Source organism: Roseicyclus sediminis (genome assembly GCF_025515305.1).
Taxonomy (GTDB): Bacteria; Pseudomonadota; Alphaproteobacteria; order Rhodobacterales; family Rhodobacteraceae; genus Roseibacterium; species Roseibacterium sediminis.
Genome location: NZ_JAOPHT010000003.1, coordinates 206,849 through 221,510 on the forward strand (window position 1 = coordinate 206,849; position 14,662 = coordinate 221,510).

Here is a 14,662-nt window from a genome sequence, read left to right on the forward strand (position 1 = left end):
GCGGTATACCATATTGTCAACAAGACTAGACAGTGTTGGACACGCCATGAACGACCATTCTTCTCCGTCCGCGCCGTCACGGGCAATCGTCATCGGGGCGGGCCTTGGCGGCCTGTCGGCGGCGATGCGGCTTGGGGCAAAGGGCTACGAGGTGACGCTTCTCGACCGGCTCGACCGGGCGGGGGGACGCGGCTCGTCGCTTAGCCGGAACGGCCATCGCTTCGATCTCGGGCCGACCATCGTGACGGTGCCTCAGGTGTTCCGCCAGCTCTGGGCCGAATGCGGCCGCGACTTCGATGCCGAGGTCGATCTCAGGCCGGTCGATCCCTACTACGAGATCCGCTGGCGCGACGGTTCCACCTTCCGGGTCCGGCAGGACGACGACGCGATGATCGAGGAGGTGCGCCGCCTCTCGCCCGGCGACGTCGAGGGCTACAAACGGTTCCTCAAGGACAGCGAGGAGCGCTACCAGTTCGGGTTCGAGGGACTGGGCCGCCGCCCGATGAACAAGCTCCGGGACCTCATCCGCGAGATCCCCGGTTTCGTCCGACTGCGTGCCGACCGCTCCGTTTTCGGCCACGCCAAGTCGCGCGTCCGGGACGAACGGCTGCGCATGGCGCTCAGCTTTCATCCGCTCTTCATCGGTGGCGACCCGACGCACGTGACGTCGATGTATATTCTCGTCAGCCACCTCGAGAAGGAATTCGGCGTCCATTACGCCATGGGCGGCGTGCAGGCGATGGCCGACGCGATGGTCCGCGTGATCGAGGACCAGGGCGGCTCCGTGGAGCAAGGCGTCGAGGTCGACGAGATCCTGACGAAGCAGGGCCGCGCAACCGGTATCCGCACGGCCGAGGGCCAGGTGATGGAGGCCGATGTCGTGGTATCGAACGCCGATCCGGGGCATACCTATTCGCATCTCCTGCGCCGCACCGAGCGGAAGCGGTGGACGAACCGGCGGCTCGATCGCTCGCGGTGGTCCATGGGGCTTTTCGTCTGGTATTTCGGCACGCGCGGTACCAGGGGCATGTGGCGCGACGTCGGCCATCACACGATCCTGAATGGACCACGCTACACCGGGCTTCTGCATGACATCTTCATGCGCAAGCACCTCGCGGAGGACATGTCGGTCTATTTGCACCGCCCCTCCGTCACCGACCCGACCGTCGCGCCCGAGGGCGACGACACGTTCTACGCCCTGTCGCCGGTACCGAACCTTCACGGCAAGGACGCCGTCGATTGGCAGGCCATGGGCGAGACCTACCGCCAGAACCTCGCCCGCGTGCTGGAGAAGCACCTGATCCCCGGTTTCGAGGATCACCTCTCGGCCAGCGAATTCTTCACGCCGGACACGTTCCAGTCCCGCTACCTCAGTCCTCACGGCGCGGGCTTCAGCCTTGAGCCCCGCATCTTCCAGAGTGCGTGGTTCCGCCCGCACAACATCTCGGAGGAGGTCGAGAACCTCTATCTCGTCGGCGCGGGCACGCATCCGGGCGCCGGCATCCCCTCGGTCGTCACCTCGTCGGAGGTCCTGACCAAGCTCGTTCCCGACGCGCCGCGCCCCCTGGCGCGAGACCTGAGGCTTGCCGCAGAATGATGGACGATCACGATCTCGAGCATTGCCGCGAGGCGATCCGCGAAGGCTCCTACTCCTTCCACGCGGCGTCGAAACTCCTGCCTGCGCGTGTCCGCGATCCCGCGCTCGCGCTCTATGCCTTCTGCCGGGTCGCCGACGACGAAGTGGATTTCGGCGACAACAAGCCCGCCGCCGTCCTTGCGCTGCGGGACCGTCTCGACCTCGCCTATGCCGGACGGCCGCGCAATGCGCCCGCCGACCGCGCCATGGCCGCGCTGATCCAGGACTACGGCATGCCGCGGGAACTGCCCGAGGCGCTTCTGGAAGGCCTCGCCTGGGACGGAATGGAGCGGCGCTATGCCAGCCTTTCGGACCTGCGCAGCTATTCCGCGCGCGTGGCTTCCGCAGTGGGCGCGATGATGTGCGTGCTGATGGGCGTGCGCGAGCGGCAGACGCTTGCGCGGGCCTGCGACCTCGGCGTCGCCATGCAGCTGACGAACATCGCGCGCGACGTAGGCGAAGACGCGCGCGCGGGGCGGCTCTATCTGCCGACCGACTGGATGGCGGAGGAGGGGATCGACATCGACGCCTTCCTCGAAAATCCCGAACCGACGCCGGCCATCCGCCGGATGGTCAAGCGTCTGCTGGCGGAGGCTGACCGTCTCTACTACCGGTCCGAGCCCGGGATCGCGCGCCTTCCTGTGGCCGTGCGCCCCGGCATCTTCGCCGCGCGGCACTGCTATGACGCGATCGGCCGCAAGCTGAAGCGCGCGGGCTACGACAGCGTGACGACGCGGGTTCACACCACCAAGGGGCACAAGCTGGGGCTGCTGGGCTGGTCGCTCGTGCGGGCGGCCGCGGTGACGGCGCTGCCGCAAAGCGCCGTGATCTACGCCCGCCCGCTCGACGAAGTCGCGTTTCTGGTCGAGGCCGCGTCGCAACCCGACGCGTCGAAAACCGGGTGGGGCGAGAACGTCCTTTCGGTGCTCACGCAACTGGAAGCACGAGATCGTACACGCAGCGGCTTGGCCGAAGTCGCCTGACGCCCTATCTACTCTCCATGGATTGGGGACTTTTCACGATTTTCCTGCTCGCCTGCGCCGCGGCGGCCACCACCGGCTCGATGTTCATGCCGGGGGTATGGTATCGCGGCCTGTCGAAACCGCCGTGGACGCCGCGCGACTGGGTTTTCCCGCTGGCGTGGAGCATCCTCTACCTTTCTTCCGCCTATGCGGCATCCCGCGTCGCACCCCTGGAGGGGAGCGCCTATGCCATGGCGTTCTGGGCGATGCAGATCGCGTTCAACACGCTCTGGACCCCGGTTTTCTTCGGATTGCACCGGATCAAGGCGGCGTTCTTCATCATGATCGGCCTCTGGGTTGCGGTGGCCGGAACGATGGTGACCTTCTGGTCGCTGGACCTGATCGCGGGCGCGCTTTTCGTGCCCTATCTCGTCTGGGTCACGGTCGCCGGTGCGCTGAATGCCAGCGTCTGGATGCGCAACCCGAACGAGGCCGCGCAGCCCACGGGTTGATCCGGCCGCAAATGCGAAAGGGCGCCACCGGGGCGCCCTTTTCCGTTTTCCCTGGTCCGGCGGATCACGCCAGCGAGCGCTCGACCTCTTCGCGTTCGAAGATCTCGATGACGTCGCCCTTGCGGATGTCGTCGTAGTTCTCGAAGGCCATGCCGCATTCCTGGCCGGACTGCACTTCCTTGACCTCGTCCTTGAAGCGCTTGAGCGTCTTCAGCGTGCCTTCGTGCACCACGACGTCGTCGCGCAGCAGGCGGACACCGGCGGAGCGGCGCGCCACACCCTCGGTGACGAGGCAGCCGGCGACGGTGCCGACACCCGAGACGCGGAAGGTTTCCTTGATCTCGGCATAGCCGATGAAGTTCTCGCGGATCTCGGCACCCAGAAGGCCCGAGGCCGCCGCCTTCACGTCGTCGACGAGGTCGTAGATCACCGAGTAGTAGCGGATTTCCACGCCCTTCTGGTTTGCGGCACTGCGCGCCGGTGCGTTCGCACGGACGTTGAAGCCGATGACCGGGGCGCCCGAGGCTTCGGCAAGGCCGATGTCGCTCTCGGTGATGGCGCCGACACCGTAATGGAGCACGCGAACGCGCACCTCGTCGTTGCCGATCTTTTCCATCGCCTGGATGATCGCCTCGGCCGAACCCTGGACGTCGGCCTTCACAACGATGGGCAGCTCCTTGACGCTCTGGTCGGCCTTCGCCTTGGCAAGAAGCTGGTCTAGCGTCGTCGCGGCACCGGCCGCCGCGCGCTTGTCCTTGGCCGCCTGCTCGCGGTACTCCGCGATCTCGCGGGCCTGCGCCTCGGTCTCGACGACGTTGAGAACGTCGCCCGCCTCGGGCGTGCCGTTGAGGCCCAGAACTTCGACGGGCACCGACGGTCCGGCTTCCTTCACGCGGTCGCCCTTGTCGTTCATCAGCGCGCGGACCTTGCCCCACTGTTCGCCGACGACGAAGATGTCGCCCTGCTTCAGCGTGCCTTTCTGCACGAGAACGGTCGCCACCGGTCCACGGCCCACGTCGAGCTGTGCCTCGATCACGGCGCCCTCGGCGGGACGGTCGGGGTTGGCCTTGAGCTCGAGGATCTCGGCCTGAAGCGCGATGGCCTCCAGCAGTTCGGGGAGACCCTGGCCCGTGACGGCCGAAACCTCGACGTCCTGGACTTCGCCCGACATCTTCTCGACCACGACCTCGTGCTGGAGAAGATCCGTGCGCACCTTGTCGGGGTTGGCCGACGGCTTGTCGACTTTGTTGATCGCCACGATCATCGGGACCTTGGCGGCCTTGGCGTGATTGATCGCCTCGATGGTCTGCGGCATCACGGCGTCGTCCGCCGCGACAACGAGAACGACGATATCCGTCACCTGTGCGCCGCGCGCCCGCATCGACGTGAAGGCCGCGTGACCGGGCGTGTCGAGGAAGGTCAGCACCGCACCGCTGTCGGTCGTCACCTGGTAGGCGCCGATATGCTGCGTGATGCCGCCCGCTTCGCCGGAGACGACGTTGGCCTGGCGGATCCTGTCGAGCAGCGACGTCTTGCCGTGGTCGACATGGCCCATGATCGTGATGACCGGAGGACGCGGCAGGAGGTCCTCATCCTTGTCCTCGGTGCTGACGATCACGTCCTCGACGTCGGAATCCGACACCCGCTGCACGCGGTGGCCGAATTCCTCGATGATGAGTTCGGCGGTATCGGCGTCGATGGACTGGTTCTGCGTGACCATCATGCCGTTGTTCATGAGCGCCTTGACCACGTCCGCCACGCGCTCGGCCATGCGGTTGGCCAGTTCGGAGACGACGATCGTCTCGGGCAGCTGCACGTCGCGCACCACCTTCTCGCGGTCATGGGCGCCGCCCATGGCCTTCTGGCGCTGACGCTCCTGCTTGCGCTTCATCGCGGCGAGGCTGCGCTGACGACCGCCCTCGCCCCCGGTGAGTGCCTGGTTCACGGTCAGCTTGCCGGAACGGCGCTCGCCACCACGGTCCGCGCCACGGCCACGGCCCGCGCGGTCGTCTTCTTCCTTGCGCCGGGCCGGAGCGGGCGCGGGCTTGCCCGGTCCGCGCACGGGCTTGTCGGCCGCGGGGGCGCCAGCAACGGCGGCGGCGGCTGCGGTGTCGGCGACGGCAGGCGCGTTGCGACGTGCGTCGTCTTCCTCGCGGCGGCGGCGGTCTTCCTCTTCCTTGGCCTTGAGGGCCTCTTCGCGCTCGCGCTCCTCGCGTTCCTTGGCCTCGGCCTCGGCGCGGCGGCGCGCACGTTCTTCCTCGCGCTCACGCTCTTCGGTGGCGCGGCGTTCCTCGTCTTCCGCTTCGCGGGCCTTCGCGGCCTGCAGTGCCCTCAGGCGACGCTCGAGTTCGGCGTCGGGCAATGCCTTGTCGCGTTTTCCACCCTCGGCATTCTGCGCCGCGGCGCTCTGCTGTCCCGGCTTGGGGACAACCACGCGCTTGCGCTTGGTCTCGACGACGACGCTCTTCGTGCGCCCGCGCGAGAAGCTCTGGTTCACGCGGCCAGACCGCGCGCCACCAGAGAGGCCAAGGGGTTTTTTTCCGTCCTGATCGCTCATGCGACTCCATCGTCTTTCCCGGCGGACACTCCGCCGTCTGCCTTGCGCAGGCCCTGCAGTTTTGCGGCCCCCTCTACAACACGAGGGGCCAGACCGCCAGCGGCAAGCGCGCCATGTATCACACTTTGGCGTCCGAATGCCAAACCCAATTCCCGGGCCGTCAGGACGCTGAAATAGCGGGCGCCCGTCGGCGTCCAGAGCTTCGATTTCCCCCGCTCCGACCCGTCGGTCGCCTGCAGGAGGACGGCGACGTTTCCGGCCGCCAGCCAGTCCTTCACCTTCTCGAACCCGGCCACCGCTTCGCCCGCCTTGCGCTTGAGCGCGATGAGGTCGGTCAGCCGCCGGACAAGCCCCGCCTCGACCCTGTCGGCGAGGTCGGCGGGCACCGTGACGGGCGCCCTTGCCGCACGTGCGAAGAGGTTCTTCGCCACGGCCTTCTCGATCGCCGCACGGTCGGCGCTGACCCAGATGCCTCGTCCCGGAAGCTTCTCCAGGATGTCCGGCGCGATCTCGCCACCGGGTCCGACCACGAAGCGGATCAACCCGCCCTTTGGCTGGGTCTCGCCCGTGACGATGCAGCGCCGTTCGGCACCGTCGTCACGATCTTTGGTCCGGCCGCCCCGCGTCATCCGGGCGCCTTCGGGCAGAGGGCCTCAGCCCTCCGCCTCCTCCGCTTCGGCTGCTGCGGCTTCCGCTTCCGCGGCGGCCTGGGCCTCGAGTTCCTCGATAGTGACCCAGCCGAGTTTGACCCGCGCGGTCATCACCATGTTCTGCGCCTCTTCCAGCGAGACGTCGAAGGGCTCGAGCAGGCCGTCGTCCTTGATGCGCTCGCCGTTGACCGTGGTCCAGCCGCCGGCAAGTTCCCAGTCGGCACAGGTGGCGAAGTCCTCGAGTGTCTTCACTCCGTCCTCGCCGAGCGCCACCAGCATTTGGGGCGTCAGGCCCTCGAATTCAATCAGGCTTTCCTCGACGCCCAGTTCCTTGGCCTTCTCGAGCGCCTTCTTGTTCTGCTCGTCGAGATAGTCGCGGGCGCGGGCCTGCAACTCCTCCGCCGTGCTCTCGTCGACGCCGTCGATCACCAGAAGTTCGTCGATGTCGACATATGCGACCTCTTCCAGCGAGGTGAAGCCTTCGGCAACCAGGAGCTGCGCGAAGAATTCGTCGAGGTCGAGCGTATCCATGAAGAGGCGCGTGCGCTCCTCGAACTCGGCCTGGCGGCGCTTGGATTCCTCTTCCTCGGTGAGGATGTCGATGTCGAGGCCCGTCAGCTGGCTGGCGAGGCGCACGTTCTGGCCGCGCCGGCCGATGGCGAGCGACAGCTGCTCGTCGGGAACGACGACCTCGATGCGCTCGGCATCCTCGTCGATGACGACCTTCGTCACCTCGGCGGGCTGGAGCGCGTTGACAAGGAAGGTCGCGGCATCCTCGTTCCACGGAATGATGTCGATCTTTTCGCCCTGAAGCTCGTTGACCACCGCCTGGACGCGGGAGCCGCGCATGCCGACGCAGGCGCCGACGGGGTCGATGGCGTTGTCGTAGGAGATGACCGCGATCTTCGCGCGGGAGCCCGGATCGCGGGCAACCGCCTTGATCTCGATGATGCCGTCGTAGATTTCCGGCACTTCCATCTTGAAGAGCTCGGCCATGAACTCGGGCGCGGTGCGCGACAGGAACACCTGCGGGCCCCGCGTCTCGCGGCGCACGTCCTTGATGTAGCAGCGGATCCGGTCGCCGTTGCGATAGCTCTCGCGGCCGATCTTGTCGTTACGGCGCAGGACGCCCTCGCCCCGGCCGATGTCGACGATGACGTTGCCGTATTCCTCACGCTTGACGACGCCATTGATGATGGTGCCGACGCGGTCCTTGAATTCCTCGAACTGGCGGTCGCGCTCGGCTTCGCGGACCTTCTGCAGGATCACCTGCTTGGCCGACTGCGCGGCGATCCGGCCCATGTCGACGGGCGGAACCTCGTCCACGATGGTGTCGCCGACCTTGGGATCCTCGAGATACTGCTTCGCCTGTTCGACGGTCAGCTCGGCCTTGTCGTTCTCGACCATGTCGTCCTCGACCACGGTGCGGACGCGGGTGAAGGTCGCGCGGCCCGTCTTGCGGTCGATCGAAACGCGGATGTCGAGGTCCGACCCGTAGCGCGACTTCGCGGCGCGGGCGAGGCTCTCTTCCATCGCCTCTATCACCAGCGCCGGGTCGATCATCTTCTCGCGCGCGACGGCCTCGGCGGTCTGCAGCAGTTCCAGCTGGTTGGCTGACGTGATGGCCATGACTTATTCCTCCGCCTCCGAGGTCTCTTCCTCGATGTCGTCAAACTGGGTTTCGTCGATGAGACCCGCCGCCTTCCGGGCGCGCAGCATCTCACGGATCAGGTCGTCGGTCAGGACGAGTTTCGCGTCCGAGAGCCAGTCGAAATGGAGCCCGATGGTCCCCTCCTCGACGTTGAGCAGGATCTCGTCGCCCTCGACGCCGGCCAGCACGCCCTTGAAGCGGCGGCGGCCGTCGATCATCTCGGTCGTCTCGATCTTGGCCTCGTGGCCCTCGAAGGTCTCGAAGTCCTTCAACCGGGTCAGCGGACGGTCGATGCCGGGGCTCGACACTTCGAGCGTGTAGGCATCCTCCAGCGGGTCCTCGACGTCGAGCACGGCCGAGATCGCGCCCGAGATCGCGGCGCATTCGTCCACCTCGATGCCGCCGTCCGGACGCTCGGCCATGACCTGGAGCGTCTTGTTCCTGCCCCCCATCAACCGGATGCGCACGACCTCGAAACCCATGCCCTCGATGACGGGGGTCAGTATCTCGGCCATGCGCCGGTCGATGGACGTCTTGGCAATCAGCTCGTTCATGTACGGTTCGAGGTCCCCAGAAACGAAAAAGCGGGCCGAGCGGCCCGCGATACTCTCCGGTGGAGCCTCGGGTTTGGACCCCGAGGCGCCGCTGTTGAGGCGCATATAGGGGGAATCGGGGGGACGCGCAAGGGACGAGCGCGACGACCCCCGTTCAGCCTCTTACCCGCAATACACATCGGTGACGAAGCCGGCCTCGTTGTAGGTGACGTTCAGTCGGTTCGGCAGGAAATCCATCGTCACCGGGTCGCCGGGTCCGATCACGCGCATCGGCGCGGGGAAGGTGCTCGCGGCCACCACGTCGACGGGCTCGCCGATCAGCCACATCCAGCCCGAGGCGTTGCAGGCATCGGCCTCCGGCTCGGGTGCCGTCATCTGGCATCCGGCCAGTATCAGGGGGGCGAGGGCGGGCAGTAAGGTAATCCGCATGGTCATCTCCATTGCATCGGAGGACGGATTGAACCACGCTTGGCCAAAACAGCCCAGAGGGAGGGACAGACCCATGCGCACCCGTGCCGCCGTGGCAACGCAAGCCGGCAAGCCGCTCGAGATCATGGACGTCAACCTCGACGGTCCGCGCGCCGGCGAGGTCCTTGTCGAGATCAAGGCCACCGGCATCTGCCACACCGACGACTTCACGCTTTCGGGCGCGGACCCAGAGGGCCTTTTTCCCGCCATCCTGGGCCACGAGGGCGCAGGCGTCGTCGTTGAGGTGGGCGAGGGCGTGACCAGCGTGAAGCCGGGGGATCATGTCATCCCGCTCTACACGCCCGAATGCCGGGAGTGCGAATACTGCCTGCACCCCAAGACGAACCTCTGCCAAGCGATCCGCTCGACCCAGGGGCAGGGGGTCATGCCGGACGGGACGTCGCGTTTCTCGACGCTCGATGGCGACCCGATCCTGCATTACATGGGCTGCTCGACCTTCTCGAACTTCACTGTCCTGCCGGAGATCGCGGTGGCCAGGATCCGGCCCGACGCGCCCTTCGACAAGGTCTGCTACATCGGCTGCGGCGTCACCACCGGGATCGGTGCCGTCATCAACACCGCCAAGGTCGAGATCGGCAGCCGCGCGATCGTGTTCGGCCTCGGCGGCATCGGGCTGAACGTGATCCAGGGCCTGCGGCTCGCGGGGGCCGACCAGATCGTCGGCGTCGACATCAATCCCGACAAGGTGCCGATGGCCCAGCGTTTCGGCATGACCGATTTCGTGAACCCGACCGAGGTCGAGGGCGACCTCGTGCCCTACCTCGTGAACCTCACGAAGGGCGGCGCGGACTATACCTTCGACGCGACCGGAAACGTGCAGGTGATGCGCGCCGCGCTCGAAAGCGCGCACAAGGGCTGGGGCGAGTCGATCATCATCGGCGTGGCGCCCGCCGGCGCCGAGATCTCCACCCGGCCGTTCCAGCTTGTGACTGGCCGGTCCTGGCGCGGCACGGCCTTCGGCGGTGCGCGGGGCCGGACCGACGTCCCGAAGATCGTGGACTGGTACATGGAGGGCAAGATCGAGATCGATCCGATGATCACCCACACGATGCCGCTCGACGACATCAACAAGGGCTTCGAGCTGATGCATTCGGGTGAGTCGATCCGCTCGGTCGTGGTCTATTGAGACGAGGAATCGGGCCGGCCCTGCGCCCGCCCGCATGATTGCAGAAGGAAAGGGATTACCGGCATGAGAAAGGCAATTTTCGGAACCGGCGCGGCACTTGTCCTTGCGGCAGCGGGGCAGGCGGGCGCCGAGGGCTGGACCGTCACGGACTTCAACTCGGTTTCGGACCGGGCAACCTGCATGTCCTACGCGGAGACCACCGTGAACGTGTTCCGGCAGCGGTTCAACTCTCCGGGCTTCACCGGACGGTCGGACTGGACGCTGGGCGCCTATGATCTTCGCGGTGACGTGGTCGACGCGCTCTTCATCTGCGCCGACGAGAGCGGCCTCGTGGCGCCCTTCCTCGTCGTCTACAACACCGATGACGACAGCCCAGCGCGCGAGACCATCGCCGACCGGCTCGGCGACATCTGGGACGAGGTCGTGGCCGGCGGCGGCGCGGTCTCGAGCGGTGGCGTGGTCGGCGGCACGAAGTGAGCGACGCGAACGCGCGGGTCGTCATCCGCCCGGCGCGCCCGGGCGAGGATGACGCCGCGATCTGGGACATCCTGCGCCCCGCGGTCGAGGCGGGCGACGTCTTCTGCGCGCCGCGGGACGGTGGCATGGCCGGTGCGCTCGCCTACTGGCGGCCGCCCGGAGCGACGAACTTCCTCGCCGAGCTCGACGGAGACATCGTCGGCACCTCTTACCTCAGGGCGAACCAGGCCGGCGGCGGCAGCCATGTCGCCAATGCCGGGTATTGCACCCGGCCCGATGTCGCGGGCCGGGGTGTGGCGCAGGCGCTTCTGCGGCACTCGCTGGACGAGGCGCGGGCGCGCGGGTTCCGGGCGATGCAATACAACTTCGTGGTCGCCACGAATCGCCGCGCGATCGAGACCTGGCTGCGGGCCGGGTTCCGCGTGGTGGGCGAGTTGCCCGGTGCCTTCCGCCACCCCGTCGAGGGCCATGTCGACGCCTACGTCATGTGGAAGGACCTCGCCGATGGAGACTGATGGGGCGATCCCGCGCGAGGGAACCCTCGCCGGGCAGGGGGCCCGTGCCGCGATCGGGGCTGGTGATGGGAAATAGGGGCCGGGCATCGCTGTGCTGCCTTCTCGCGGTCGCGCTGGCCGCGCAGGCCTGGGCTGAGGAGGCATTCTTGACCCTGACCGACGGATCGGTGGCCATCGAGGTTTCCGCAGTCGATGTGGCGGAAATCGACATCTCCGAGCTTGGCGGCTTCACCGATGTGTTCGTGACCCTGATGCCGCGCGCCGGTGTCCTGCTGGCGCAGGCGCCTTTCGCCGAGGGTACACGGCTTGCCGTGGGCTTCTGCGGCATCGCGATGGCGACGCCGCCGGTTCGCCCGCCGCTGACGGGCCATGTCTACATCGCCGAAACTTCGCTTGCCCGCGCCGAGGCGCTCCGCGCGGTCTGGCAAGGGCGCGCCCGCTGTGACACGTTGGGGCCGGAGGTATTCGAGCATGGCCAATGACACCCCGCTTCTTGCGGTTCTGATCGACGCGGACAACACGTCCCACAAGCACGCCAAGGCGATCTTCGACGAGATCGCCAGCTACGGCGAGGCGAGCGTCCGCCGCATCTACGGGGATTTTTCGTCGAACCACATGAAGGGCTGGTCCGCGGTGCAGGCCGAGTTCGGCATCGTGCCGCACCACCAGCCGGCGAACACCGTGGGCAAGAACGCCTCGGACATCGCGCTGGTGATCGACGCGATGGACCTGATGCATTCGGGCCGTTTCGACGGGTTCGTGCTCGTGTCCTCGGACAGTGACTTCACCCGGCTCGCCAGCCGCATCCGCGAACAGGGGCTCGATGTCTTCGGCATCGGCCAGCAGAAGACGCCCGAGGCCTTCCGCAAGGCCTGCAAGCGGTTCATCTTCATCGAGAACATCCTGGGGACCGAGGAAGACAAGGGCGGCACGAAACCGGTCGAGGCGCAGGGCGACAAGCGCGCCATCACGGAGGCGCGCGACCTCATCCACCGGGCGATGGACGGGATCGAGCAGGAGGACGACTGGTATTCGCTGGGCCAGATCGGGCAGTACCTGACGACCGCGAACCCCGATTTCGACACCCGGACCTATGGCAAGCGAAAGCTGTCGGACCTCGTGCAGAGCCTGAAGACGCTGGAGGTGAAGCGGGGTCCGGGCAACCAGCTTCTCGTGCGGCGCATCGACTGACGGGGGTTCGCCGCCACCTGGCGGCGACCCGGGCAGGCGCGGTCTCGGGCCCCCGGTTCCCGGGAGCCGCTCCCCCGCGCCTTCGGGGGCGCTGCCCCCGGCGCCGCGGCACGCGGCGCTCCCCCGGAGTTTTTTGCCAGGATGAAGGATGGGTGGACCGCGGGTTTCGTCGACATGGGCCGACGGGAGCCGGCATCGCGCAACATCGGGGGGACGGCGTCGAACCGGGGCTTTGGGCGGTGATGGCCTCTTCCCATGCCCCGAAGTGTGGAGCCGGGAAAATCGGCAGGGGTCGCCTGACAGCGGCGCATGCTGCAGGTTGCGCGCGCTTTCGGGGGCGCAGACGCGGCCGATCCCGTCGTGCTTCGTCCTTCGGGATCAGGCATCGTGCCGGTCACGCCAGCCCAGCCGGGCGACTCCTTGGGCGGTGGAAACGCGGCGACGGGGAGGGCGCGGTCTTCCTTGCCGCCGTCGGTCAGGCAGCCGTCCGGTTTCCGGGCTCCGCGGAAATTGCAGACATCCGCCGGCATCGCGGGCCAGATCCCGGGAGGCCGGATTGGGCCGCCATGGTCGGGGGGGTTCAGGCCCGCCGATAGCGCGCGAGGAAGGTCTTCACCGCCTCGTCCGCGATGCGGTCGATCTCGGCCTCGGGGGGGTCCTTCTCGATCCCGAAGAGGACCTTGAGCATCAGGTCCGCGCGGCAGAGCTGCGCCAGCTGGTCGGCGGCGAGAAGGCTGTCCTCCACCTCCAGCGCGGCGCGGGCCCTGGGGCTGTCGAGATACTGGGCGATCTTGCGGCTCCATTTCTTCGGGCCGCTGTCGTAGAAGGTCCGGCCAAGCTCGGGAAACCGCTGGGCCTCGGCGACGCAGACGCGAAACATGTCCTGGCCGAAACGCGACAGGAAGAAGGTGATCAGCGTCTTGCAGATCATGCGCAGCGTGTCCTCGACGCTGAGATGCGTGGCGTCGAGCAGGATCTCCACCTCGGCCTGCTGGGCGCACTCGGTTTCCAGAACCGCGAGGAAGAGGTGCTGCTTGTCGGGAAAGTAGCTGTAGAGCGTTGCCTTCGAGACCCCGGCGTCACGGGCGATCTCGTCGACGCTGGCGCCTTCGAAGCCCTCGCGGAGAAACACCGCCTTGGCCCCGTCGATCACCTGGTCGTACTTGCGCCCCTTCTTGATCTGAGCTTCGGCGTTCATGGACGTCCCCTTCCACTGGAGACAACGTAAACCAATCGGTTCAGTTTCGGCAAGCGTTTCGCTCACAACGATTGCAAAAGTCAATCGAGTGGACGCGTCTGGACAGCGGCTTCGCCGCGGCGTAGCGAAGGGTCGACATGATCGAGATCTTCCTGAAGACCCTGCCATTCTTCGCGCTGATCGCGCTGGGCTTCCAGGCCTGCCGGTCGGGGTTCTTCACGGCCGAGGCCGCGGCCTATCTCACCAAGTTCGTCTTCTACTTCGCGCTTTCGGCGATGCTGTTCCGGTTCGCGGCGAACCTGAGCCTCGGGGAGATCTTCGACTGGTGGTTCGTGGCTGCGTATCTCTGGGGATGTTTCGTCGTCTACCTGATCGCCACGGGGGTCGCGATCCTGCGCCGCAGGCCGATGGCCGAGGCCGCGGTCGAGGCGCAATGCGCGGTGATCGGGAACACGGGCTTTCTCGGTGTGCCGATGCTGGTGGTTCTGCTGGGCGAGGCGGCGGCGGGGCCTGTCCTGATGGTTCTGGCGCTCGACCTCATCGTGTTCTCGACGCTCATCGTCGTCCTCGTCACCGGCAGCCGCGAGGGCCGGGTGAGCCTCGCCACGCTCCGCAATGTCGGGCTCGGCCTGCTGAAGAACCCGATGATCGTGTCGATGACGCTTGGCCTGGCATGGTCGGGGACGGGCTGGGACGTGCCGGGGCCGGTGAACGAGTTTCTCGCGATCCTCGGCGCGGCCGCGACGCCCGGCGCGCTTTTCGCGATCGGGGCGTCGCTCGCGGGGAAGTCCGCCGAACGGCTGTCGGTGGCGGGGTGGCTCAGCTTCTGCAAGCTGGTGCTGCACCCGGCGGCGGTGGCGCTGGCGGCGCTGTGGCTGTTCCCGGTGCCGACCTTCGACGCGGCGGTGATGATCGCGGCGGCGTCGCTTCCGGTGGCGGGCAACGTGTACATCCTGGCGCAGCATTACGGGGTCGCGCCGCAGCGGGTGTCGGCCTCGATCCTGATATCGACCGCCGTGTCGATCCTGACCGTCTCGGCGGTGATCGCCTGGGTGGCGGGGTATGCGGGGATCGTGGTGGGCGGTTGAGCGCTTGCGGCCCGCGGGTCCGGCGCGTTACCGATAGGGTGCCGGCGAGGGGAGTT

15 protein-coding genes are annotated in these 14,662 nt (G+C 67.2%); 9 read left to right on the forward strand and 6 right to left on the reverse strand.

The genetic code is table 11. The annotated features are described in order from the left end of the window. The first annotated feature begins 46 nt into the window (after positions 1-46). From N8I71_RS05840 to tspO, 3 genes are read left to right on the forward strand one after another with little or no spacing between them, the layout of a single operon-like run. On the forward strand, positions 47-1,597 hold the full coding sequence (locus N8I71_RS05840; RefSeq protein ID WP_262877003.1) for a phytoene desaturase: 1,551 nt from the start codon (positions 47-49) through the stop codon (positions 1,595-1,597). Continuing rightward, complete coding sequence (gene crtB, locus N8I71_RS05845) at positions 1,594-2,619, forward strand: 15-cis-phytoene synthase (RefSeq protein ID WP_262877004.1); 1,026 nt, start codon at positions 1,594-1,596, stop codon at positions 2,617-2,619. Before N8I71_RS05840 ends, crtB begins: the two co-directional genes overlap by 4 nt. A gap of 17 nt (positions 2,620-2,636) precedes the next feature. Continuing rightward, positions 2,637-3,110 carry a tryptophan-rich sensory protein TspO gene (tspO, locus tag N8I71_RS05850; RefSeq protein ID WP_262877005.1) on the forward strand — a complete coding sequence of 158 codons (474 nt, stop codon included), beginning with the start codon at positions 2,637-2,639 and terminating at the stop codon, positions 3,108-3,110. A 64-nt stretch (positions 3,111-3,174) separates the two neighbouring features. On the opposite strand, the gene infB is transcribed toward tspO, so the two are convergent. The 5 genes from infB to N8I71_RS05875 all read right to left on the reverse strand — a co-directional run bounded on the left by infB (position 3,175) and on the right by N8I71_RS05875 (position 8,951). Then, complete coding sequence (gene infB / locus N8I71_RS05855) at positions 3,175-5,667, reverse strand: translation initiation factor IF-2 (protein WP_262877006.1); 2,493 nt, start codon at positions 5,665-5,667, stop codon at positions 3,175-3,177. Next, positions 5,664-6,296, reverse strand: coding sequence for an RNA-binding protein (locus N8I71_RS05860; RefSeq protein ID WP_262877007.1), 633 nt, complete (start codon positions 6,294-6,296; stop codon positions 5,664-5,666). The genes infB and N8I71_RS05860 overlap by 4 nt, the downstream gene beginning before the upstream one ends. A 24-nt stretch (positions 6,297-6,320) precedes the next feature. Beyond that, on the reverse strand, positions 6,321-7,946 hold the full coding sequence (nusA, locus tag N8I71_RS05865) for a transcription termination factor NusA (protein ID WP_262877008.1): 1,626 nt from the start codon (positions 7,944-7,946) through the stop codon (positions 6,321-6,323). Positions 7,947-7,949: 3 nt separating this feature from the next. After that, positions 7,950-8,522, reverse strand: coding sequence for a ribosome maturation factor RimP (gene rimP / locus N8I71_RS05870; RefSeq protein WP_262877009.1), 573 nt, complete (start codon positions 8,520-8,522; stop codon positions 7,950-7,952). Between the two features lie 162 nt (positions 8,523-8,684). Next, positions 8,685-8,951 carry an I78 family peptidase inhibitor gene (locus N8I71_RS05875; RefSeq protein WP_262877010.1) on the reverse strand — a complete coding sequence of 89 codons (267 nt, stop codon included), beginning with the start codon at positions 8,949-8,951 and terminating at the stop codon, positions 8,685-8,687. Between the two features lie 73 nt (positions 8,952-9,024). On the opposite strand from N8I71_RS05875, the gene N8I71_RS05880 reads away from it, so the two are divergent. The 5 genes from N8I71_RS05880 (at position 9,025) to N8I71_RS05900 (ending at position 12,320) form a co-directional block, all read left to right on the forward strand. Then, positions 9,025-10,137 (forward strand): S-(hydroxymethyl)glutathione dehydrogenase/class III alcohol dehydrogenase, encoded by a 1,113-nt coding sequence (locus tag N8I71_RS05880; RefSeq protein WP_262877011.1) that lies wholly within the window; start codon positions 9,025-9,027, stop codon positions 10,135-10,137. A 63-nt stretch (positions 10,138-10,200) separates the two neighbouring features. After that, on the forward strand, positions 10,201-10,614 hold the full coding sequence (locus N8I71_RS05885) for a hypothetical protein (protein ID WP_262877012.1): 414 nt from the start codon (positions 10,201-10,203) through the stop codon (positions 10,612-10,614). Further along, positions 10,611-11,129, forward strand: a complete 519-nt coding sequence (locus tag N8I71_RS05890; RefSeq protein ID WP_262877013.1) for a GNAT family N-acetyltransferase — start codon at positions 10,611-10,613, stop codon at positions 11,127-11,129. Before N8I71_RS05885 ends, N8I71_RS05890 begins: the two co-directional genes overlap by 4 nt. 146 nt (positions 11,130-11,275) lie before the next feature. Beyond that, complete coding sequence (locus tag N8I71_RS05895; protein WP_262877014.1) at positions 11,276-11,611, forward strand: hypothetical protein; 336 nt, start codon at positions 11,276-11,278, stop codon at positions 11,609-11,611. Beyond that, positions 11,601-12,320 (forward strand): NYN domain-containing protein, encoded by a 720-nt coding sequence (locus tag N8I71_RS05900; protein WP_262877015.1) that lies wholly within the window; start codon positions 11,601-11,603, stop codon positions 12,318-12,320. The genes N8I71_RS05895 and N8I71_RS05900 overlap by 11 nt, the downstream gene beginning before the upstream one ends. A 580-nt stretch (positions 12,321-12,900) precedes the next feature. On the opposite strand, the gene N8I71_RS05905 is transcribed toward N8I71_RS05900, so the two are convergent. Next, positions 12,901-13,518: a TetR/AcrR family transcriptional regulator gene (locus N8I71_RS05905; RefSeq protein WP_262877016.1), complete on the reverse strand. Its 618-nt coding sequence runs from the start codon at positions 13,516-13,518 to the stop codon at positions 12,901-12,903. Between the two features lie 137 nt (positions 13,519-13,655). Between N8I71_RS05905 and N8I71_RS05910 the strand changes: the two genes are divergently transcribed. Next, positions 13,656-14,606: an AEC family transporter gene (locus N8I71_RS05910; protein WP_262877017.1), complete on the forward strand. Its 951-nt coding sequence runs from the start codon at positions 13,656-13,658 to the stop codon at positions 14,604-14,606. The last annotated feature ends 56 nt before the right edge of the window (positions 14,607-14,662 follow it).

Coding starts and splice junctions, on each gene's coding strand:
- N8I71_RS05875 (WP_262877010.1), bottom strand. CDS start 8,951: ATGCGGATTACCTTACTGCCCGCCCTCGCCCCCCTGATACTGGCCGGA.
- N8I71_RS05880 (WP_262877011.1), top strand. CDS start 9,025: ATGCGCACCCGTGCCGCCGTGGCAACGCAAGCCGGCAAGCCGCTCGAG.
- tspO (WP_262877005.1), top strand. CDS start 2,637: ATGGATTGGGGACTTTTCACGATTTTCCTGCTCGCCTGCGCCGCGGCG.
- N8I71_RS05900 (WP_262877015.1), top strand. CDS start 11,601: ATGGCCAATGACACCCCGCTTCTTGCGGTTCTGATCGACGCGGACAAC.
- N8I71_RS05885 (WP_262877012.1), top strand. CDS start 10,201: ATGAGAAAGGCAATTTTCGGAACCGGCGCGGCACTTGTCCTTGCGGCA.
- rimP (WP_262877009.1), bottom strand. CDS start 8,522: ATGAACGAGCTGATTGCCAAGACGTCCATCGACCGGCGCATGGCCGAG.
- N8I71_RS05910 (WP_262877017.1), top strand. CDS start 13,656: ATGATCGAGATCTTCCTGAAGACCCTGCCATTCTTCGCGCTGATCGCG.
- infB (WP_262877006.1), bottom strand. CDS start 5,667: ATGAGCGATCAGGACGGAAAAAAACCCCTTGGCCTCTCTGGTGGCGCG.
- N8I71_RS05840 (WP_262877003.1), top strand. CDS start 47: ATGAACGACCATTCTTCTCCGTCCGCGCCGTCACGGGCAATCGTCATC.
- crtB (WP_262877004.1), top strand. CDS start 1,594: ATGATGGACGATCACGATCTCGAGCATTGCCGCGAGGCGATCCGCGAA.
- nusA (WP_262877008.1), bottom strand. CDS start 7,946: ATGGCCATCACGTCAGCCAACCAGCTGGAACTGCTGCAGACCGCCGAG.
- N8I71_RS05905 (WP_262877016.1), bottom strand. CDS start 13,518: ATGAACGCCGAAGCTCAGATCAAGAAGGGGCGCAAGTACGACCAGGTG.
- N8I71_RS05860 (WP_262877007.1), bottom strand. CDS start 6,296: ATGACGCGGGGCGGCCGGACCAAAGATCGTGACGACGGTGCCGAACGG.